Here is a 21,399-nt window from a genome sequence, read left to right as displayed (position 1 = left end):
CAGCATGGGCGCATCCAACCTGAGGTGCTCAACATGAACCCAGTCGAACAATCTCCCTGGCATGCCGGCGAACGGCACCTGCAAGCAAGCGCTGGTGCGGCTGAGCGCATGGCCGTGGTCGGGCTCAAGGTGATTCGCGATCACTTGCCGGAGCAGCATCGCGACTTCTACCCGCTGTTGCCCTACCTGATGCTCGGCGTAGTGGATCCCCAGGGCATTCCCTGGGCGACCATGCTTGAAGGCGCGCCGGGCTTTGCGCATTCACCCGACCCACACACCTTGCAGATCGACAGTTTGCCGTCCAAAAGCGACCCGGCGCTTGGCGCCTTGCACTTAGGTGCCAGCGTGGGTTTGCTCGGCATTGACCTCAACACCCGGCGCCGCAACCGCATGAACGGCCGCATCGGTGGTTTGGACCACGAAGGTTTTTCGGTCGATGTGGTGCACACCTATGGCAACTGCCCCAAATACATCCAGTTGCGGCCCGTCGACGGCATCGCCCGCAAGCCCGGCACCACGGTCGAGCGCCTCAACAGCCTGGACGCTGCGGCACAAATGTTGATCCGCAGCGCCGACACTTTCTTCGTCGCCAGCTACGCCGACGTGGATGGCGCACGCTCGGTGGACGTTTCACACAGAGGCGGTAATACGGGGTTTGTGCGGGTTGAGGGTGACGTGCTGACCATCCCGGATTTTGCCGGCAACCTGTTCTTCAATACCCTGGGCAATTTGCAGCTCAACCCGGTGGCGGGGTTGCTGTTTATTGATTTTGAGTCGGGCGATGTGTTGCAGGTTGCCGGGCGCACTTCGCTGATCCTCGACGGGCCTGAAGTGGCCAGGTTCGAGGGCGCCCAACGGCTGTGGACAGTAACGGTGGAGCAGGTCATACGCCGCCCGGCGGCATTGGCGTTGCGCTGGCAGAACTGATCGTTCCCACGCTCTGCGTGGGAATGCCGCCCCGGACGCTCCGCGTCCCGATGTCAGCGCTTATGTGAGCCTTGTGAGCTGTGACGCGGAGCGTCACGGGATGCGTTCCCACGCGGAGCGCGGGAACGATCAGTCAGCGAAATCAATGGGTTGACGCTCCAGGCGCCGCCCAGAGCCGTGTACAGGTTCACCTCCGCGACCAGTTGCGCCAGCCGATCGACAATCAGCGCCTGCTGCGAACTGAACAAGGAACGCTGCGCATCGAGGAACGTCAGGTTGCTGTCCACACCGCTGCGGTAGCGGTGCTGGGCCAGGTCGTAATAGGCCTGGTTGGCGGCGACGAAATCCCGTTGCGCGTCCAACTGGTCGTTAAAGGTTTGCCGGGCGGCGAGGCCGTCGGCGACTTCCTGAAACGCCGTTTGAATGGATTTTTCGTACTGCGCCACCGTAATGTCTTTCTGCAGTTTGGCGTAGTCGAGGCTGGCGCGCAGGCTGCCGGCGTTGAAGATCGGCAGGTTGATTTGCGGCTGGAAGGTCCAGGTGCCCGCGCCACCCTTGAACAGCCCCGACAGCTCCTTGCTGGTGCTGCCGGCGTTGGCGGTGAGCGTCACCGACGGAAAAAATGCTGCCCGCGCCGCGCCGATATTGGCGTTGGCGGCTTGCAGTTGGTATTCGGCCTGGAGGATATCCGGGCGCCGTTGCAGCAGGTCGGAGGGCAAGCCTGCGGGCAGGCGCGCCACCAGGTCATCAGCGAGCGGGCGCGACGGCAGGTTTTCATCCACCGGGCCGCCCACCAGCAGGGCCAGATTGTTGACATCCTGCGCGACCTGGCGCTCATAGCGGGCCACGCTGGCGCGGGTGCTTTCTACTGCCGTGCGGGCTTGCACCACATCCAGTGCCGAGGCCTTGCCCGCGGTTTTGCTGCGGCTGGTGAGCTGCCAGCTGTGGTCGTTGGCGGTCAGGGTTTGTTGCGCCAGGGTCAGCAGCTCCTGGTCGGCGCGCCAGGTCAGGTAGGCATTGGCGACGTTGGCCACCAGGCTCAGTTGCGCGCTGCGCCGCGCCTCTTCGGTGCCCAGATACGTGAGCATCGCCTGCTCGCTGAGGCTGCGCACCCGTCCGAACAGATCCAGCTCATAGGCACTCAGGCCCAGGGTGGCCGAATAGTTGGAAGTGATCGCCGACTTGCCGGTGCCGGTCAGATCGCCCGGTACTTTCTGGCGTTTGCCGGCGCCGCTGGCCGATATCGCCGGGAACAGGTCCGCTCGCTGGATGCGGTACTGCGCCTGAAACGCCTGCACATTCAGCGCCGCTACCCGCAGGTCGCGGTTATTGGCCAGTGCTGCGCCAATCAGCTGTTGCAGCGCCGGGTCGTGGAACAGCTGCTGCCAGTCCGGCTCGACCGCCACAGTGCCGGCTTGCGCCAGGCTGTAGACCCCGCCTTGTGGGTACTGCGCCGGCACCGGCACAGCGGGCCGCTGATACTCGGGGATCAGCGAGCAACCGCTGAGCACCCAGGCCATGCCAACGGTGGTGAGGGTGAATTTTTTCATCAGGCGCCAACCATCCATTTGGCCAGGCCATGGCGCCCGCTGACGCCCAGTTTGGCGGCGGCACGCTTGAGGTAGGTTTCGATCGAGCTGTTTTTCACGCTGAGTTTTTCCGCCATTTGCGGCACGGTGCCGCCGGTCAACAGGCCCAGGCACACCTCCTGCTCACGCGCCGACAGGGTGATATCGCTGAGGGACAGGCGCTTGTAGAACTCGCGCTGCAACTGTGACTGTTCCAGCTGGCTGTGGGCTGGTTCGGCCTGGCTGTGAGGGGCCTGGCGCAAAATCCGCGCATGCCGTTCCATCAACGGCAACAGGGTGTCCGACAAGCACTTGAGAAACGACAGTTCTGCCAGGGAAAAGCCTTGCTGGGTCGGCGGGCGGTAGAACGAAATCACGCAGCGTCGGTTGCCCTGGCGCGAGACCAGGTTGCACTGGTGCGAGGTGCCACGTGGGTGTGCGCTGTTGGCCTTGGCCTTCATCTGGATCAGCAACGGGTCTTGCATGCGCAGCATTTCCCGTAGCAGCGGGTGGTCGTTCAACGCATGTACGGGCTGGGGCGCCAGCAGGTGTTTTTTCAACCCGGCGCTGCCCAGCAGCTGAATATCGATCGCGCTGTCACGCAGTTCGTCGAGGGTCCATTCACTCAGGTCGACCAAGTGAATCGGCACCCATTTATCCACCAGATGCAGCATGTTGGCGGCGAAATTTTCCTGGCCGCTGTTTGAAATCAATTCACCCATTTCGGCGTAGAACTGCGGGCTGTGGGCGCCGCCAATACTAGAAGTCAGACTCATAGCCATCTCATCCTTGATGTCGAAAACCGTCAACGGGTGCCCTGGGTCTGTGTGGGGCGGCCCGTACTCCTTGAACGTGACTCTTCTTCAGCGTCATTCGGCGTTCGAGATTTTATTTAGCCATAGCGATTTGTCCTACGTATGTAGCGGAAACGAGGGACACAAGCTGCCATAAAAACTACGTCATTAATTCGACGTTTCAGACGGAGAATTCCGCCAACGAAAAACCATGGCTAAAAATTAGAGCTGATTAACCAATTGATATTTATAGTAAAAATAAGTAATTGGGGCGTGTTGAGAAAAACTGACTGCGGCCATGTGTAGTCAATTTCCTACAGCGCTTTAATCGTTCCAGCAGTCAACCATCAGCCAAGCCCGTTTCCATCCATATGAATGTCCGGGTTTCGGGTGACAGACACCTTCGGGTCGCCATGCTCAAATCCGGCAATTTTGGCGAAATGGGCCCGTGTGCGGCCGTGCCGGACTCCTATTGAGAAGGATCTTATGAAGCATTCCCCAAGCTTCCCCCTGACTGCCGCCCAGCAGGACATCTGGCTCGACCAACTGCGAGCAGGCGACTCGCCGTTGTACAACATTGGCGGCTATATGGATTTCGCCGGCCCCTTGGTGCCGGAACTGATCCAGCGCGCCGTCGAGTTGCTGGTGGCCAAGCACGATGCCTTGCGCACCCAGTTGCACACCGATACCGACGGCTTGCCTCGACAGACCTTCGACGCTGCGCTGACGGTGCAGGTACAACGGCACGACTTCTGCGCGCTGCACAACCCGCAGGCCGCGAGCCAGGCGCTGATGCAAGCGCAAATGGCCCGGCCCTATGCGATGAGTGGTGAACCGTTATTGCGGTTTGTCCTGGTCAAGCTCGATGACGACCACTACCGCCTCGGCATCCAGGCCCATCACCTGATTCTCGATGGCTGGGGCTTTGGCCAGGTGCTGCAATCCCTGGCCCGGCTGTACACCGACCTTGAACAGGGGCGGCAACCGGAGCCGTACGCCCCGTCCTATATCGACTTTATCGACACGGACCTGCGTTACCAGGCATCGGCCCGTTACGCCCGTGACCGCGCCTACTGGCTGGACAAATACCAGGTGCTGCCCGAGCCGCTGCTGACGCCGCGCCACAATGCCCCGGCGTCGAGCAACACCTGGGTGGAGCCGTTCCCGGTGGCGCTGCTCAACCGCATGGAGCAAGTCGCCAACCGTTACCAGGCCTCGGCCTTCCATGTGTTGCTGGCGGCGCTGTACGTGTATTTCACCCGCACCAGCCAGCGTGAAGAGTGGGTGGTGGGGCTGCCGATTCTCAACCGTTCCAACGCACGTTTTCGTTCCACCGTGGGCTTGTTCACCCAGGTCAGTGCAGTGCGTTTCCAGTTCGATGCGCAATTGCCGTTCAGCGCGGTAGTGCGCGGTGTGCGTGACCAGCTCAAGCAGGACTTTCGCCACCAGCGTTTTCCCCTGAGCGAGATGAACCGTGAACTGGGCCTGCGACGTACCGATCGTGGCCAGTTGTTTGATTTGTCGGTGTCCTTTGAGCAGGACGATCACGACCTGCGCTTCGGCCAGGTCCAGGCCCGCGCGGTCAAGGTATCCAACTACCACGAGCCGCTGCCGATTGCCTTCCACCTGCGCAGCAACCGTTACCAGGACACTGCTTGCCTGCACTGCGTGTATAACGAGGCGTGGTTTCGCGAGGACGAGGTGCAGGCGTTGGCGCAGCGCTTTACCTGGCTGCTGGAACAGGGGTTGGCGAATACCGCGTTGACGCTGGCTGAGTTTGCCTTGGTGACGCCGGCCGAACAGCTCCGGTTGCAGCAGTGGAATGCCACCGCACAAGCGCCTGCCAGCGCGCAAACCCTGCATCGGCGCATCGAGGCGCAAGCAGCGCGCACGCCTGACGCCATTGCGGCGGTGCATCAGGACCGGCAATTGACCTACGCCCAGCTCGATCAACAGGCCAATGCCCTGGCCCACCAATTGCTCGAACATGGCGTGCAGCCGGATGACCGTGTGGCGATTGTGGCGCGGCGCGGGCTGGACACCGTGGCCGGGTTGCTGGCGATCCTCAAGGCCGGCGCCTGCTACGTACCGGTGGACCCGGCTCACCCGGCCGAGCGCCTGAGCTACCTGCTGCACGACAGTTCCCCGGTGGCGGTGCTGGCCCAGCACAACGTGCTGGCGCGCCTGCCGATGCTCGACGTGCCGATAATCCGTTTGGACCTGCCGACGCATGGCCGCAGCGACAGCCCACCGGTGGCGGTCACGCCGTCGAACCTCGCGTATGTGATCTACACCTCAGGCTCCACCGGTTTGCCCAAAGGCGTGATGGTTGAGCACCACACCGTGTCGAACCTGGTGGACTGGCACTGCCGCGCCTTCAACCTGCACGCGGGCAGCCAGACGGCCAGCGTGGCCGGCTTCGGTTTTGACGCGATGGCCTGGGAAGTGTGGCCGGCGTTGTGCGTGGGCGCGACCTTGCACTTGCCGCCGGCACAGGACGACGCCCAGGACATTGATGCGCTGCTCAACTGGTGGCGTGCGCAGCCGTTGGACGTGTGCTTTTTGCCGACGCCGGTGGCCGAGTACGCCTTCAGCCAGCGCCTGCAACACCCGACCCTGCGCACCCTGCTGATCGGCGGCGACCGCCTGCGCAGCTTCAGCCGCGCACAAACCTATGACGTGATCAACAACTATGGCCCCACTGAAGCCACGGTGGTCGCCACCTCCGGGCGCGTCGAGGCGGGCCATGCGCTGCACATCGGCGCGCCGATCGACAATGCCACGGTGTACGTGCTGGATGAACAGCGGCGCCCGGTGCCGATTGGCGTGGCGGGGGAGCTGTATATCGGCGGCAAGGGTGTGGCGCGGGGTTACCTGAACCAGCCTGAACTGAGCGCCGAGCGCTTTGTGGATGACCCGTTCACCGCGGGCCGGATGTACCGCACCGGTGATCTGGTGCGCTGGCTGCCCGACGGCAACCTTGAGTACCTGGGCCGCAATGACGACCAGGTGAAAATCCGTGGCGTGCGCATCGAACTGGGGGAAATCGAGTCCGCGCTGGCCAGCCATCCGGCGGTCCAGGAAGCCGTGGTGCAGTGTCGCGAAGGCCAACTGCTGGCCTGGTTTGTGGCCCGGCACAACGTCGAAATCGAAGCGTTGCGCGCCCATTTGCAAGCCTCGCTGCCCGATTACATGCTGCCGGCAGCCTATGTGCAGTTGGAGGCGATGCCGCTGACCGCCAACGGCAAGCTCGACCGCAAGGCGCTTCCTGCGCCCACCCAGCAAGCCTTTGTCACGCGCCAGTTCGAAGCACCGTACGAAGGCGCGGAAACCCTGCTGGCGCAGATCTGGGCTGAACTATTGCAGGTGCAGCAAGTGGGGCGCCATGACCATTTCTTTGAACTGGGCGGCCATTCGCTGTTGGCGGTGCAGTTGGTGCAGCGCATGCGCCAGGCCGGCTTGCATGCCGATGTGCAGGTGTTGTTCGGCCAGCCGACGCTCGCCGCGCTGGCGGCGGTCAGTGGAGGCAGTGAGGTACAGGTGCCGGGCAATCGTATTGCGCCAGGTTGCAGCCACATCACGCCGGACATGCTCGCACTGGCCGAACTCGACCAGCCGAGCCTGGATCGTATCGTCGCCGGCATCCCCGGTGGGGCTGCCAATGTGCAGGAAATCTACCCGCTGGCGCCGTTGCAGGAGGGCTTGCTGTACCACCACCTCACGGACGCGCGCGACCCCTACCAGCAACATGCGCTGTTCAGTTTTGTCCGTCGCGACCAGTTGGAGGCGTTTGCCCAAGCGTTGCAGCAGGTGATCAACCGTCACGATATTCTGCGCACCAGCCTGGTGTGGGATGCGCTTGAACAACCGATGCAAGTGGTGTGGCGCCAGGCGCAGTTGCGCGTCGAACCGCTGCAGGATCAGCACGCACCGCTGGATCTGCGCCAGGCGCCGCTGATGGCACTGGATTACGCCGAGGAGCCGCACAACCAGCGCTGGGTCGCCAAGTTGCGCTTCCATCACCTGGTCAATGACGCCACTTCGACCACTGTGCTGGTGGATGAAATTCGCGCCCACTTGCTGGGCCAGCAGGCGCAATTGCCGGAACCGGTGCCTTACCGCAACGTGGTCGCGCAGGCCCGCTCGGCAGCGCGCCAGGCGGCCCATGAGGCGTTCTTTCGCGAGCGCCTGGCCGACGTTGACGAGCCGACCCTGGCGTTCGGCTTGCAGGAGCGCCAGGCCAATCGCGCCGACATCGAAGCGGCCGAACGGCCCCTGGCAGACGCCCTCAACCTGCGCCTGCGCGCCCAGGCGCGAGCGCTTGGGGTGAGTGCCGCGAGCCTGTTTCACCTGGCCTGGGCCCAGGTACTCAGCCGGGTCGCGGGCCGCGATGATGTGGTATTCGGCACCGTGTTGCTCGGCCGTTTGCAAGCCGGCGAGGGCGCCGACCGTGCCTTGGGCATGTTCATCAACACCTTGCCGCTGCGCGTGCGCCTGGCCGGGCAAAGCGTGGTCGCTGCGCTGGCAGACACCCATGCGCAACTGAGCGCGCTGGTCGCCCATGAACAGGCATCGCTGGCCCTGGCCCAGCGTTGCAGCGGTGCATCGCCGCTGTTCAACAGCCTGCTCAACTATCGGCACACGGCGGCGGACAGGGACCTGAACCTGGTGCCGGGCATTGCGCTGCTCAGCAGCGAAGACATCCTCAGCTACCCGCTGATGCTGACGGTCGACGACGTCGCCAGCGGCTTTCGCCTCACGGCCAAGGCGCCGCGCAAGGTCGGTGCCGAGCGCTTGCTGGATTATATCGAGACGGTGTTGTGCGGCCTGGCGGAAGCCCTTGAACACGCGCCGACCACACCCCTGCGCGAGGTACAGGTGCTGCCGGCCAGCGAACTGAAAACGCAGTTGCTGGACTTTAATGCGACCCACACCGACTACCCCGAAACCCTCACCGTCCAAGCCCTGTTCGAAGCCCATGCGCGGCAGATTCCCAATGCCATTGCGGTGCAGGCCGGCGAACGGCAGTTGACCTACCGCGAGCTCAACGAGCGTGCCAACCAGCTTGCCTTTCACCTGCGCGAGCGCGGCGTCCAGCCGGATTCGCGTGTGGCCCTGTGCGTCGAGCGCGGGCTGGAGCTGGTGGTGGGGTTGTTGGCGATCCTCAAGGCGGGTGGCGCCTATGTGCCGCTGGACCCTGGCTACCCGCGCGAACGCCTGGCCTACATGCTCAGCGACAGCCAGCCCGTGGCGTTACTGGTACACGCGGCCACCCGTGACTTGCCCGGCGAGGTGTCGATGCCGGTAATCGACTTCGACCGCTGCGCCTGGAACCAGGCACCTATCGGCAACCCGTTGGTGCCCGGTTTGAGCGTCGCCAACCTGGCCTACGTGATGTACACCTCCGGTTCCACCGGCACGCCCAAAGGCGTGATGATCGAGCATCGGGGCTTAAGCAACCTGATGCACTGGGGCTCCCGGTTGTGCCCGAATGCCCAGGGCGGCGCCTTGTTGCAACGTGCGCCGTTCAGCTTCGATGGCTCGGTGTGGGAGCTGTTCTGGCCGCTGACCAATGGCATGCGCCTGGTGCTCGCACGGCCCGATGGGCACCGTGAACCGGCGTACCTGGCCCAGGTGATCCGCGAGCAACAGATCAGCGTGATCAAGTTCGTGCCGGCGATGTTGCAGCAGTTTCTGGAACTGGAAGAATCCGCGCTGTGCACCAGCCTCACCGACGTGCTCTGCGGCGGCGGTGAGCTCACTGAAGCCCTGGCCCGAGGCGTGCAGGCACGCTTGCCCAACGTGCGCTTGCATAACGTCTACGGCCCCACCGAAGCCACAGTGGACAGCAGCGCCTGGACCCTGGAACCCGGCGCCGCCGTGCCGGCCCTGCAACTGCCGATTGGTCGGGCGATCAACAACACCCGCCTGTATGTGCTGGATGAACATGATACGCCGGTGCCCATGGGCGTCAGCGGCCAACTGCATATCGGCGGCGTCGGCGTTGCGCGGGGCTATCTGGGCCTGGAACAGATGACCGCCGAGCGCTTTATCGACAGCCCGTTTGTGCCCGGTGATCGGCTGTATCGCACCGGCGATCTGGTGCGTTACTTGCCCGATGGCAACCTTGAGTTCCTGGGGCGCAATGACTTTCAGGTCAAGCTGCGGGGCGTACGCCTGGAGCTGGGCGAAATCGAATCGCGCCTGGCCGCGCACCCGGCGCTGCGGGACGTGGCGGTGCTGATTCGTGATGAGCGTTTGGTGGCGTACTTTACCCTGCGCGGGCAAGCGCCAAGCCTGGAAGCCTTGCGTGCGTACGTGTTGGAACAGTTGCCTGAATACATGGTGCCGGCGGCCTTTGTGCAGCTTGATGAATGGCCGCTTAACCCGGCTGGCAAACTCGACCGCAGAGCCTTGCCGGAGCCTGGGTTGGAGGCGGTTGTGAGTCGCGCGTATGAGCCGCCGGTGGGTGAGATTGAAACCCTGATGGCGGGCATCTGGGCCGACGTGTTGAAACTTGCTCGGGTAGGGCGTCACGACCACTTCTTCGAATTGGGCGGGCATTCATTGTTGGCGGTGACCCTGGTGGCGCGGATGCGCAAGGCAGGGTTGGAAGTGGATGCGCGCACCCTGTTCAGCCAGCCGACGTTGGCGCAATTGGCCGCCTGCACCACCGCCCAGGTACAGCGCGTGGAAGTGCCGCAAACCGCCATCCCCCAACTCAACCGCCGCCGCCGGATCTGATCGTGCCCACGCATGGGACCGATCTCAAAAGGGCAAATGCGGACAAATGTGGGAGCGGGCTTGCTCGCGAATGCGGTGCATCAGTTACAGATAAGTTGACTGACCCACCGCATTCGCGAGCAAGCCCGCTCCCACAGGGTTAATCGAGTTTATTCAGAGCGATGTTTTGGCGGGTTCAGGCACTCGATAGAGCGGTCCACCGTGGTCTTGGCCATCTCAAGCAAATGCCACACCGCCAGAATCTTCGCCCGCTGGGGGCTGGCCAGCAGATCACCGCAATTGAGCGCGGTCGCTGAAGCGCTGTCGAGCAAGCTGGCGGTGTAGAGCAGGGCATCTTCGAAGCTCAGGTCTTCGATTTGAACACCTTTGGAGGGCAGGTAATGGTCGATGGCGCGATTGAAGGCGGCGCGGTCTTTGTTGGCGTTGCGGGGTGGGTCGGGGACGACTTTTTTCATGGTGTAACTCCGTGATGATTAGGAGTCGACACCCGTCGCGACTAAACGAATGGGTGGCGACTGTGCGCAGGTTAGTCGACCGGTCATCACGAAACCCGGCGCACCCGAAGGCGCCCCACGCACAGCCACCATAAAAATCGGCGGAAGACCGTGCGCGTGATGTTAGCGGGCGACTAAACCCGATCACTGATGAGCAGTGACGGATCGCAGACTAGCCATCGATTCCAACAGGCACAAGGCGGCAGGGATTGTCTAGGAAACGTCCTGCAATTAAAAGGGACACGCCTTGCTGGCCCTTTACAAACCATGACCAAACGCCATCAACCGCAGGTTCCGATTTGATCGTTCCCACGCTCCGCGTGGGAATGCAGCCCGCGACGCTCCGCGTCGCAAGTGCGCAATGGTGGAGAGACGCAGCGCGTCCCAAGAGGCGTTCCTTTGCTGCGCGTGGGAACGATCGCCATCAACCGCAGGTTCCGATGGAACCTTTTTTGCCGTCACCACCAACACATTGTGCAGTTTCGCCTGAAACGTCGGCGTCAGCGTTTCGACGCCGTTGGATTTTGATGGACAACCTGGCTCATGACCCCAACGCTTGGACACTTTCAGCCTTTCATACAGACGCGCGCGCCGATGTTGCCAGCCCCTCTCACTGAGGCCGACACCTGCAGCCTGCCGACGCGCGGGCAAACACGGCCGGCGGATGATCAACGCTCAGCGACGCAGATCTACAAGGACAACCCCATGCTGGGCACGGGCATCATGTCGCGAGCCTATGGCTGGAACCCACAAAGGCGTGAGCGCCAAACCAGACTGATCACCCACTTGAAGCGACAGGTGGGCGACTTTACCGCCGCCAACCCAGACCCCGTGTCGCGCGCCGACGCCATGTATCGCCTGGCGCGGGTGATCCACCACATCGACAACGACCCCTGTCTGCGCCGGGTCAAAGGCAGTTATCCAGGGGATGGGCGCCTGGACGTGCAGGGTATAAAGGGGTTTGCGTCCGAGGTGGACCGCCTGACTCAGTTCGCCGAGCAAGGCTACCGCGTACTGGGGGAGGGCGGTCGTGGGGTCGTCTGGCCAAAGCCTGCCCCCCACGGCCGCGCAGCAGGTGACCGACGCGCGGTGCAGGCAATCACGGTGAATCCCTTGTTCAAGGCACTTGATAACGTGCTCGACGCGAACGAACGGCTCGCCTTCAAAGTGCTCGTAGGCGGTGACTGGAACGACCCCCGGTTACCCGCCGATGTTCGCGCAGCCAGTGCCGCGAATGCTGAACACCTCCTTGAATTCATTGATCAGCAAGGCGGCGCCCATTCCACGGCCAGTAACGGCGAAATAGACGGAAGGGTGGAGGACGTTCCTGACCTTCCTGCGTCTTACCTGACACGTGAGCATTTCACTTACCCCGGTTCTGAAGCGCGGCGGCTGTCGGATTTTGCTTATGTCGGTTATGCCGTGTTTGAGAAGCGCTAGCGGCGTTCCAGGCAGGGTGACGCCGATAATGCCGTCAGCGTGGCGTTGGAACAAACGCCACGCTGCCACCCGAGCGCTTCTGGAACAACCGCTCGCCATTATCCGGCTGCGTGGTGATCACCGTGTGATCCGCGCCCAGGTAGGCCAGCGGCGTCGGGTCTTCCTTGGAATACTGCGCGACGATAATGGTGTGCTGCGGGTCGAAGCCCTGGCCGCTGGTTTTTTCCAGCCAGGCCATCAAGGCGGCGCTGTCGCCCTGGCGCGGGAAGTCCTGGGTTTCGCTGACGTAGTAGAACGGTTTGCCGCCATTTTGCAGGTACATCGGCACTTTGTTGTCGACTTCTACCATCACCATCTGCCAGTGAGCCCACGGCGCACTTTTGACCGCCTCGGCCTGTACGTCGTCGGCGAAGCGGGTCACGCCGCCATTGCCGTTGACCCAGGGATAGATCCCTCCGAGCACCAGCAACAGCAGGCCTGCAGTGAAGCCGAAGCCTTTTTGCCAACGCGGCCAGCTGGCGGTTTTTTGCTCCAGGCGTTCACTCAACCACCAGGCCGCCAACAACTGGGCAAAAGGCACCAGCGGCAGCACGTAGTAGCTGCGCCGGCTGCCACTGGCGGTGAAGAACACAAACAGCAGGCCCAGACCCCACACCAGCCAGCGCACGTTCGGTGGCGTGTGGCGCCAGTTGCGCAGCGCCAGCCACAGGCCCAGCAACCAGCATGGTGCCCAGGGCAAGGTGTAGGCAGGCAGGTAGATCAGGTAGGTGTAGATCGGCCCCATGTGGTCGAACGGGTCGAAGAAACGCACGACGTTTTCCTTGAACACCAGTTCAAGGCCACTCTCGCCGTAAGTCGGCGCGCCGTAGAGGTGGGACAGCACGAAGGGAATCGCATAAAACGCCGCTGCAATCAGCATGGCCAGCAGCAGGCGCAGGTTGAGGTGGCGCTTGTAGCGGTGCTCGCTGAGCAGGTGCGGCAGTAGCACCAGGCCCGGCAGCACAAAACCGATCAAGCCTTTGAACAGCGAGGTGGCCGCCAGCAGCAGGAAAAACACCGTGTAGCGCCCCAGCCGCGTGTCGTCCGGCCCGCGCCAATACCACCACACCGCCGCCAGCACGCCGCACACGGTGAGGATATCGGCCGTGGCCACGCGCGCCCAGAACAGAAAGTAGAAGGTGGTGGCGAGCATCCAACCGGCAATCAGCCCGGTGCCTTTGCGAAACAGGCGTTCGCCGATCAGGTACACCAGCCAGATGCTCAGCCACGCCGCAATCACCGACGACAAGCGCAGCGACCAGGGGCCAAGCCCGCCCATCAGGTTGGCGAAGCCGGTGATCAGCCAGTAGGAGGGCAGGGGTTTGTCGTAGTAGGGCGCGCCCTTGAGGTAGGGGTCGAAGTAATCACCGCTTTGCAGCATCTGCAACGCAATATTGGCCCAGCGGGTTTCCGGCCCCCACAAGTCGCGACTGCCCAGGCCCAGCAGCAGGAGCAGCGCCGAGACGCCCAGCAGCAGCACCAGGGCGCCGCGTTCGGTTTTGAAGACACTCATGGGCGGCTCTCAAGGCAGGCGTAACGTTAAGGAAGCTGCGGATAAATAATCAAGAGCAGGGCGCCTTTGCGATAGCGCTTGCCACCCGGTGGCAGTTGCCCTTCTTCGCGGTGTTCGCTGGTGCTGCGCACGCGCATCAGCACACCGACCGAACCTTGCTGGCGCGCCTGCGCAAGCCAGGTCTGCACGCTGTCCAGGTCGACCTTGCGGTGCACCGAGTCGGCGTACTTGAGGCCATAACGCAGCTCGCCTTCGGTGTCGTAAAACGCCACTTCCGTGCGACCCAGGCGCCAGGACAAGGCCGACGCCGAGCCCAACTCGTTGCTGATCAAAGCATGGGTTTGTTGCAATTCGTCCAGATGCTCAAGCACGAACTGGTCGGGCATTTCGGTATCGGTGATCATTTCCGGCATGCCCGCCGGCAGCAACGCCACCAGCAAACCGATGCCCAGTGCCGGCATTGCCCACAGGGTCAGCGGGCGCAGCGCTTGCAGCAGGTTGGCGAGGATCCAGGCCAGCAATACGATAAACGCCAGGGACAGGCTGAACATCTCCGCGTGGCTGTTGCCGTACATCGGGTTGCTGATTTGCAGGTAGATCAACGCCACCATCGCCGCCAGGCCAATCACGGCGTTTACCAGCCCGTTGATCAGGATCGCGCGGGCCTTGCCTTGCTGGATCAAGTCGATCAGCGCGTGGCCCATCAACAAGGCCAGTGGCAGCAGGCACGGCATGATGTAGGTCGGCAATTTGCCGCGGCTCATGCTGAAGAAGGCCAGGGGCAACAGCAACCACAGGGCCAGGAACACGATGGCCGGCTGGGCTTTGTCTTTCCAGGTCTTGATCAGTGTGGCCGGCAGCAACGCCGCCCAGGGCAGGCAGGCGACCACCATGATCGGCAGGAAGAACCACCAGGCCCGCGCATGCTGGGCATTGTCGGCAGAGAAGCGACGGATATGCTCGTGCCAGAAGAAGAAACGCCAGTAGTCAGGCTCCTGCAAGTGAATGGCCAAGGCCCACGGCACACACATGATCGCGGCGACCACAATGGCCAGCGGGCCGTAGCGCAACAATTCGCCCAGGCGGCGCTGCCAGAGGATATAGGGCACGGCGATCAGCACGGGCAACAGCCAGGCCAGAAAGCCCTTGGTCATAAAGCCCATGCCGCAGGCCACGCCCAACACTGCCCAGGCACCCAGGCGGCTACGCGGCGTGCGGCTGTCGAGGGCAAACCACAGCGCTACCAGGCTGAGGTTGACCCAGAAGGTGAATTGCGGATCGAGGTTGGAATAACCTGCTTGCCCAGCCACCAGCCCGAAGCTCATGTAGAGCAGGGCGCAGGCGAAGCTTTTGCGTGGGTCGTTCCACAGGCGGCGGGCGATAAGGTAGGCCAGCACCACGCTCAGGCCGGTGGTCAAGGCCGAAGCCACACGCACACCGAACAGGTTTTCGCCGAACACCGCCTGCCCGAGGGCGATCAGCCAATAGCCGGCGGCAGGTTTTTCGAAATAGCGTACACCCATGAAGTGCGGTGCGACCCAGTTGCCGCTCTGGAGCATTTCCTGGCTGATCTGGGCGTAGCGGGTTTCATCCGGGATCCACAAACCGTGCAGGCCCATGGGCAGTAGATAGAATACCGCGAAGGCCAATAGCAATAGAGGTAAGGGTTTAAGCAGTCGAGTCATGAAAACGTCGCTCCTTGACGTTTAATGGCGAAGTAAGCAGATGTGTAAAAGTTTGTAGGAAGAATCACTAAGTTCACTAAGTCGATGAAAGTATTCATGACGTCCAATAGTAGCGGGCGCAGTTGAACATGCCAGAACAGGGCTGTCGTTTTGCTGAACATGAAGAAAGTTATAGGTAAAAAAGTGTCTATAGCTTTTTAAGTACGGCGGCCCAGGCGGGGCCTTTCATGATGCCAAGCGTCTCGAATTTGCCGTTGGCCAGTACGCGCACGAACAGGGCACTGCCGTACTCGGAGAACGTCGCATGGGGGTAGCCCAGGGCGCTTTCGAAGTCGGCAATACAGCCGCTGTGGGTGACAAAAACGAGGTTACGACCAGGTCGTTTGCGGCTGAGCAGTTCTTCATCGATGTCCTCGCCACAGATGGTCTTTTCCCCAGCGGTCAGCTCGGCTTTGCCGAACATGAAGTGCGAGGTCTGTACCGTGCGCAAGGCCGGGCTGGCAACGATGTCGCTGTTTTCCAGGCCCAGTAGTTTGAAGGCCTTGCCCACTTCTTCAGCGCGTTGGGTGCCGACGGTCGTCAGGCCTTCAGGTGCGCCGAAGCAGGCATTGGGCGAGCGGTCGCAGCGCTCTTCGTGACGCACCAGCACGATCAGGTCGCCATTACGCCAGGCCGGCAGCACTTGCGAGGTCAGCAGGCGATTGCCGACGCTCAGGTCGCGCGGCGAGAACGGCCACACCAGGAAACCGGCGAGCAGCAAGCCGATAACGGCAAGGCCCGCCCACCACTTTCGCAGGCGCTTGAGATAGCCCCGGCGTGAGCGCGGTTTGGTCAGGGTAAGGTCAACCACATCATTCACCATGGGCACTGTCTTCAGTGTTTTATTCAAATAGGCGCAACGCACTGACGGATGCCCGTAGTTGAAGCGGAGCGTGTCATAGCGCTGCTGTCTTTTGGCTGAACATCCGACGGTTAAAAGTTGCCGTGGGCGGTAACTAACAAGTTGCCGTCTAGCGACGCATGGCGGGCAATTTAGAGGGGCGAGGGTGGGCAAGCGGTGAAATCCATGTGAAAAATTTGCGTGGGGCCGTCAACCAGCCGTTATGCTCGTTTGCAGTCCTTTAAACGAGCGTGTTTATGTTGCAGGTGCAAGGTGTTGTTAAAAGCTACGCCACCCCGCAAGGTCCACTGCCGGTGCTGGCGGGTGTCGACCTGTACCTGGGAGAGCGTAGCAGCCTGGCGCTGATGGGCGAGTCCGGCAGCGGAAAAAGTACGTTGCTGCATCTGGTCGCCGGGCTCGACCGTGTGGACAGTGGCACTGTTCAGGTGGGCGAGCAGCGCCTGGACCAACTGAGCGAGGCGCAACTGGCGCATTGGCGGCGTACCGAAATCGGCCTGGTGTTCCAGCAGTTCAACCTGATCGGCAGTTTGCGTGTCGACGACAACCTGGCGTTCCAGGCACGTCTGGCCGGGCGCTTCGACCCGCAATGGCAGGCGCAACTGGTTGAGCGCCTGGGCCTGGGCGATTTGCTCAAGCGTTATCCCGAACAACTCTCCGGCGGCCAACAGCAGCGGGTTGCGGTGGGCCGTGCGTTGGCCTCGCGCCCCGGCTTGTTGCTGGCGGATGAACCCACCGGCAATCTCGACGAGGCCACCAGCGATGACGTGCTGCAATTGCTGCTGGACCTGCTGCGAGACAGCCCCACCAGCCTGTTGATGGTCACCCACAGCCCGCGCATCGCCGCGCGCCTGGACCGCCAGGTGGTGTTGCGGCGTGGTCGTGTGGTCGCATGAGATGAGGGTATTTTATTGGGCGCTGCGCGCATTGTTGAGCCATTGGCGACGACACCCGGTGCAGTTCTTCAGCGTGCTCACCGGCTTGTGGCTGGCCACCGCGTTGTTGACCGGCGTGCAAGCCCTTAACAGCCAGGCGCGCGACAGCTATGCACGTGCCAGCCAATTGATCGGCGGTGAGCCCCAAGCCAGCCTGACTGCGCCGGACAGCGCGAGCTTCCCGCAAGCGCTGTTTGCCGAACTGCGCCGCGCCGGCTGGCCGGTGTCGCCGGTGGTGCAGGGGCGGCTGCAGCTCAAGGGGCATGAAGATCTGCGCCTGCAATTGATGGGCATCGAGCCGTTTTCCTTGCCCGGTGGCGGTGCGGTGGCGGGGCAGCGCTTGAGCCAGGCGCAGATGCTCGGGTTTTTCAACCCGCCTGGGCAAACCTGGATCGCCGCGCAAACCTTGCAGGCTTTGGGGTTGCAGGCCGGTGCGCGACCGTTGACGGCGAACGGCCAACGGTTGCCACCATTGCAGGTTCAGCCTGACATGGCTCCCGGCCTGTTGCTGACCGATATCGGCTTCGCCCAACCGTTATTGGACATGCCGGGGCGTCTATCGCGCCTGCTGGTGGACAAGGCCTTTGCCGCCACCCACCCGACGCCTCCCGCCGCGCTGCAACTCAAGCAAGGCGAGGACAACAACCTCTCGCGCCTCACCGAGAGCTTTCACCTGAACCTCGATGCCTTGGGTTTTTTATCCTTTGTAGTCGGCCTGTTTATTGTCCACGCCGCCATCGGCCTGGCCCTGGAGCAACGCCGTGGCTTGCTGCGTACCTTGCGTGCCTGCGGGGTCAGCGCGCGCCTGCTGATCGTCAGCCTGGCGGTTGAGCTGGGCGTGTTGTCGTTGCTGGGTGGCGTGTTGGGTGTGATCAGTGGTTACCTGCTGGCCAGCCTGTTGCTCCCGGATGTGGCCGCCAGCCTGCGCGGGCTGTATGGCGCCGAGGTGGCGGGCCAATTAAACCTCAGCCCGTGGTGGTGGCTGGCCGGCTTGGGCTTGAGCCTGCTCGGCGCGCTGCTGGCGGGCGCCAGCAGCCTGTGGCGCGCGTCGCGTTTGCCCTTGCTGGCGCTGGCCAATGCCCAGGCCTGGCATGAGGCACACGGGCGCTGGCTGCGACGTCAGGGTTGGGTGGCGGCTACTGCGTTGGCGATTGCAGTGCTGGCGCTGTGGTGGGGTAACAGCCTCGCCGCCGGGTTTGTGCTGATGGCAGCCTTGCTGCTGGGCGCGGCGCTCGGCCTGCCGGTGGTGCTCAATGGCCTGTTGACGGCGGTGCTTGGACGTAGCCGTTCGGTGTTGGGCCAGTGGTTTCTTGCCGACTGCCGCCAGCAGTTGCCGGCCTTGAGCCTGGCGCTGATGGCGTTGCTGTTGGCCCTGGCGGCGAACATTGGTGCGGGCTCCATGACTTCGGGGTTTCGCCAGACGTTCAATAACTGGCTGGAACAACGCCTTACCGCCGAGCTGTACCTCAACCCGCAAAACCCGGCCCAGGCCGAGCAGCTTTCCACCTGGTTGGCGCGGCAACCGCTGGTGCAGGCGGTGCTGCCCACCTGGCAGGTGGCGGTGCAATTGCAGGGCTGGCCGGCGGATGTGTTCGGGGTGGTCGACGATCCGACCTATCGCCAGCACTGGCCGCTGCTGCAAGCCGTCAGCGCACCGTGGGATCAACTGTTGGAGGGCGATAGCGTGATGCTCAGCGAGCAATTGGCGCGCCGCTTGAAGGTGGGCCTGGGCGACGCCATCAAGCTCCCCACGCCGCAAGGCGTGTGGTCGCCAAAAGTGGTGGGGGTTTACGCCGACTACGGCAACCCCAAGGGCCATCTGCTGGTCAATTCGCAACACCTGCTGGCGCACTGGCCGGGCCTGGCACCGGCGCGCTTCAACCTGCGCGTACTGCCCGGCAATGTGCCGGCGCTGGTGCAGGAGGTGCGGCGCGCCTTTGCCCTGGAGGACAGCCGCATCGTCGATCAGCAGCAGCTCAAAGGCTGGTCGAGCCAGGTGTTCGAACGCACCTTCGCCGCCACCGCGGCACTCAACAGCCTGACCCTGGGTGTCGCCGGTGTGGCGCTGTTTATCAGCCTGCTGACCCAGAGCCAAAGCCGCCTTGGCCAACTCGCACCGCTGTGGGCGCTGGGCGTGACGCGCCGGCAACTGATGCTGCTCAACCTCGGCCAAACCTGGCTGCTGGCGGTGTTGACGCTGGTGTTGGCCTTACCCTTGGGCCTGCTGCTGGCCTGGTGCCTGGACGCGGTGATCAATGTGCAGGCGTTCGGCTGGCGCCTGCCATTGCAAGTGTTCCCGTGGCAGCTGGCGCAATTGCTGGGGCTGGCGATGCTTGCCACGCTGCTGGCCTCGGCCTGGCCGCTGTGGCAGTTGTACCGCAGCCGCCCGGCGGATTTGCTGAGGACCTTTGCCCATGAAGATTAACCCCTGGTGCTGGGCCGCCGTGTTGCTATTGACCGCCTGCGACAAAGCCCCCGCGCCGCAGGAAAGCTTCGCCGGCCTTGGCAGTGAAGCGGCGGATTTCGCCCAGGTGGTGCCTGGCAAGGTCTTCAGCTTTCCCGAAGACCACGGCCCGCACCCCGGCTTTCGCATCGAATGGTGGTACGTCACCGCCAACCTCAAGGATGCCCAAGGCCATGTGTTCGGCGTGCAATGGACGTTGTTTCGCAACGCGCTCAAGGCCGGGCCGGTACATGCGGGCTGGCGTGACTCGACGATCTGGCTGGGCCACGCCGCCGTCACCTCCGCCACCCGGCATTACGCCGCCGAGCGCTACGCCCGTGGCGGTGTTGGCCAGGCCGGCGCCCAGGCAGCGCCATTCACTGCCTGGCTCGACGATTGGAGTTTTGCCACCCGGCCCGATGCCGCCAGCGCCTTGGCCGATATGCAACTCAAGGCCACAGGCCCACAGTTTGCCTACGACTTGCACCTGACTTCCAGCCGCCCGCTGGTGCTGCAAGGTGATAACGGCTACAGCCGCAAATCCGATCAAGGCCAGGCGTCCTACTACTACAGCCAGCCGTTTTTTACCGCAGCAGGCAATGTCACGCTCGACGGCACCACCTACCAGGTCAGCGGCCCGGCCTGGCTCGACCGCGAATGGAGCAGCCAGCCCCTGGCCGCGAGCCAGACCGGCTGGGACTGGTTCTCCCTGCACCTGGACCGTGGCGAGCAATTGATGCTGTTTCGCGTGCGGCAAAAAGACGGCGCGGGTTACCTGACCGGCACCTGGATCGACCAGCAAGGGCACACCCAGACCCTGCATAACGCCGATATTCAACTCACACCGCTGGCCACCACCTAGGTTGACGGGCGCACTGTTCCTACGCGCTGGTCACTGAAAATTCCCGGCAAGCAACTGGATATCACGCCCCAGGCCGTCAACCCGAAGGCATGGATGAACCTGAGTATCCCGTACTGGGAAGGGCCGGTGCAGTTTGACGGTGGTGTGGGGTATCTGGAGATGACCGGGTATTAATCGCGGGTTTTTGTAGGCGATTTTTCTCTGCCGAGTAGGCAACTTCCTAAATGTGATTTCCCGCGCCCGCCCTTGTGTGCGGGCCGCCTGTGCTTGCCTATATTCCGACGCCATCTTCATTGCATCCGGGATGGAAGGCATGGCGCAGGGGTTCATCAATGACCGCACAACGGACTACGGCAGTTTGAAATCCAGGGCGATGGGCGGGGCGCCAAATCGTCAGCGTTCTGATCACTTTGACGTGTTGAACCGGCACTTACGTACTGGCCTGGTAACACCGGGGCAACTGGTAATTATCCCTGACGACTTCAGCTTCAGCTGTCGCAGTGAAGAAGCTTGGTTGATGCGTTATGGCGAGCAGATTCGCTGGGGGCTGGAGCCATCGGCCGGTTCAGCGGTATTCAATAACTACGATTTGCTGCAGAGCTTGCTGGCGAACGGGTCGATTGGTATCGGCAGCGCCACGTCGGCGTGGGCACGGCATCTGGATGAGGTGGCGCAGACCCTGGAAGCGATTGAGCGCTTGCATCAGCGGTTGAAGGGCGGTGGGTTGGAGCGGGGAGAATTTGCTCGTCAGCGCCAAGGGCTGTTTCGGCAGTTGGACGCGCAACTGCAAGGCGCGGCGCGGTTTGGCACGGGGTTGCGGGGCAAACAGTCGTTGAAGAAGGTGCTAGGGATATCGACCAAAAGCTTTCTGCATAAGGGTGAGATTGCGGGGTATGCGCAGCGGGTCGGGGACGTGGCGCAGGTGTCGAAGTGGTTGGGGAAGGGCACTTATGTGGGGTTGGCATTGGATGTGGGAGCAGCAGGATTAGAGATCAAGGAGGCGTGCGGGATGGGAAGGGAGGCGCAATGTAGAAGGGCGAGGAATGTGGAAACGGGA

At 62.8% G+C, this 21,399-nt stretch carries 12 protein-coding genes and 1 pseudogene; 7 read left to right on the top strand and 6 right to left on the bottom strand.

From position 1 onward, the window contains the following. The first annotated feature begins 33 nt into the window (after positions 1-33). Positions 34-927: a pyridoxamine 5'-phosphate oxidase family protein gene (locus GIW28_RS22305; protein WP_177034826.1), complete on the top strand. Its 894-nt coding sequence runs from the start codon at positions 34-36 to the stop codon at positions 925-927. 53 nt (positions 928-980) lie between these two features. Here GIW28_RS22305 and adeC read toward each other — a convergent pair whose 3' ends face one another. Together adeC and GIW28_RS22295 are read right to left on the bottom strand one after the other, a co-directional pair. Further along, on the bottom strand, positions 981-2,477 hold the full coding sequence (gene adeC, locus GIW28_RS22300) for an AdeC/AdeK/OprM family multidrug efflux complex outer membrane factor (protein ID WP_236447684.1): 1,497 nt from the start codon (positions 2,475-2,477) through the stop codon (positions 981-983). Further along, positions 2,477-3,271, bottom strand: a complete 795-nt coding sequence (locus tag GIW28_RS22295; RefSeq protein ID WP_026013880.1) for a helix-turn-helix transcriptional regulator — start codon at positions 3,269-3,271, stop codon at positions 2,477-2,479. The genes adeC and GIW28_RS22295 overlap by 1 nt, the downstream gene beginning before the upstream one ends. A gap of 504 nt (positions 3,272-3,775) precedes the next feature. Here GIW28_RS22295 and GIW28_RS22290 point away from each other — a divergent pair. Continuing rightward, positions 3,776-10,033, top strand: a complete 6,258-nt coding sequence (locus GIW28_RS22290; protein ID WP_236459092.1) for a non-ribosomal peptide synthetase — start codon at positions 3,776-3,778, stop codon at positions 10,031-10,033. Positions 10,034-10,182: 149 nt separating this feature from the next. Here GIW28_RS22290 and GIW28_RS22285 read toward each other — a convergent pair whose 3' ends face one another. Then, entirely contained in the window at positions 10,183-10,488 is a 306-nt protein-coding gene (locus tag GIW28_RS22285) for a DUF6124 family protein (RefSeq protein WP_099549967.1), read from the bottom strand. Positions 10,489-11,121: 633 nt separating this feature from the next. Between GIW28_RS22285 and GIW28_RS22280 the strand changes: the two genes are divergently transcribed. After that, the gene (locus GIW28_RS22280) at positions 11,122-11,967 is read left to right on the top strand and encodes a hypothetical protein (RefSeq protein WP_143521906.1); all 846 of its coding nucleotides are present in this window, start codon (positions 11,122-11,124) and stop codon (positions 11,965-11,967) included. A 34-nt stretch (positions 11,968-12,001) separates the two neighbouring features. Here the strand turns inward: GIW28_RS22280 and GIW28_RS22275 are convergent, their stop codons facing one another. From GIW28_RS22275 to GIW28_RS22265, 3 genes are all read right to left on the bottom strand, one after another. Beyond that, positions 12,002-13,519 carry an ArnT family glycosyltransferase gene (locus GIW28_RS22275; protein WP_177034829.1) on the bottom strand — a complete coding sequence of 506 codons (1,518 nt, stop codon included), beginning with the start codon at positions 13,517-13,519 and terminating at the stop codon, positions 12,002-12,004. A gap of 26 nt (positions 13,520-13,545) precedes the next feature. Further along, positions 13,546-15,204: a lipid IV(A) 4-amino-4-deoxy-L-arabinosyltransferase gene (gene arnT, locus GIW28_RS22270; protein ID WP_236447724.1), complete on the bottom strand. Its 1,659-nt coding sequence runs from the start codon at positions 15,202-15,204 to the stop codon at positions 13,546-13,548. A gap of 187 nt (positions 15,205-15,391) precedes the next feature. After that, positions 15,392-16,066, bottom strand: a complete 675-nt coding sequence (locus GIW28_RS22265) for a histidine phosphatase family protein (RefSeq protein ID WP_026013879.1) — start codon at positions 16,064-16,066, stop codon at positions 15,392-15,394. A gap of 275 nt (positions 16,067-16,341) precedes the next feature. Between GIW28_RS22265 and GIW28_RS22260 the strand changes: the two genes are divergently transcribed. The 4 genes and pseudogenes from GIW28_RS22260 to GIW28_RS22245 all read left to right on the top strand — a co-directional run. Continuing rightward, positions 16,342-16,998: an ABC transporter ATP-binding protein gene (locus GIW28_RS22260; RefSeq protein ID WP_017139562.1), complete on the top strand. Its 657-nt coding sequence runs from the start codon at positions 16,342-16,344 to the stop codon at positions 16,996-16,998. A 1-nt stretch (position 16,999) separates the two neighbouring features. After that, positions 17,000-19,462: an ABC transporter permease gene (locus GIW28_RS22255; protein ID WP_236447725.1), complete on the top strand. Its 2,463-nt coding sequence runs from the start codon at positions 17,000-17,002 to the stop codon at positions 19,460-19,462. Further along, positions 19,452-20,516 (top strand): annotated as a pseudogene (locus GIW28_RS22250) (lipocalin-like domain-containing protein). Before GIW28_RS22255 ends, GIW28_RS22250 begins: the two are co-directional and overlap by 11 nt. Positions 20,517-20,655: 139 nt before the next feature. Further along, positions 20,656-21,399: hypothetical protein (locus GIW28_RS22245; protein WP_236490414.1), on the top strand; the 744-nt coding region annotated here is incomplete at its 3' end.

Source organism: Pseudomonas sp. PA-5-4B (assembly GCF_021606215.1).
Lineage (GTDB): Bacteria > Pseudomonadota > Gammaproteobacteria > Pseudomonadales > Pseudomonadaceae > Aquipseudomonas > Aquipseudomonas edaphica.
This window is presented reverse-complemented; position numbering and strand designations above follow the sequence as displayed.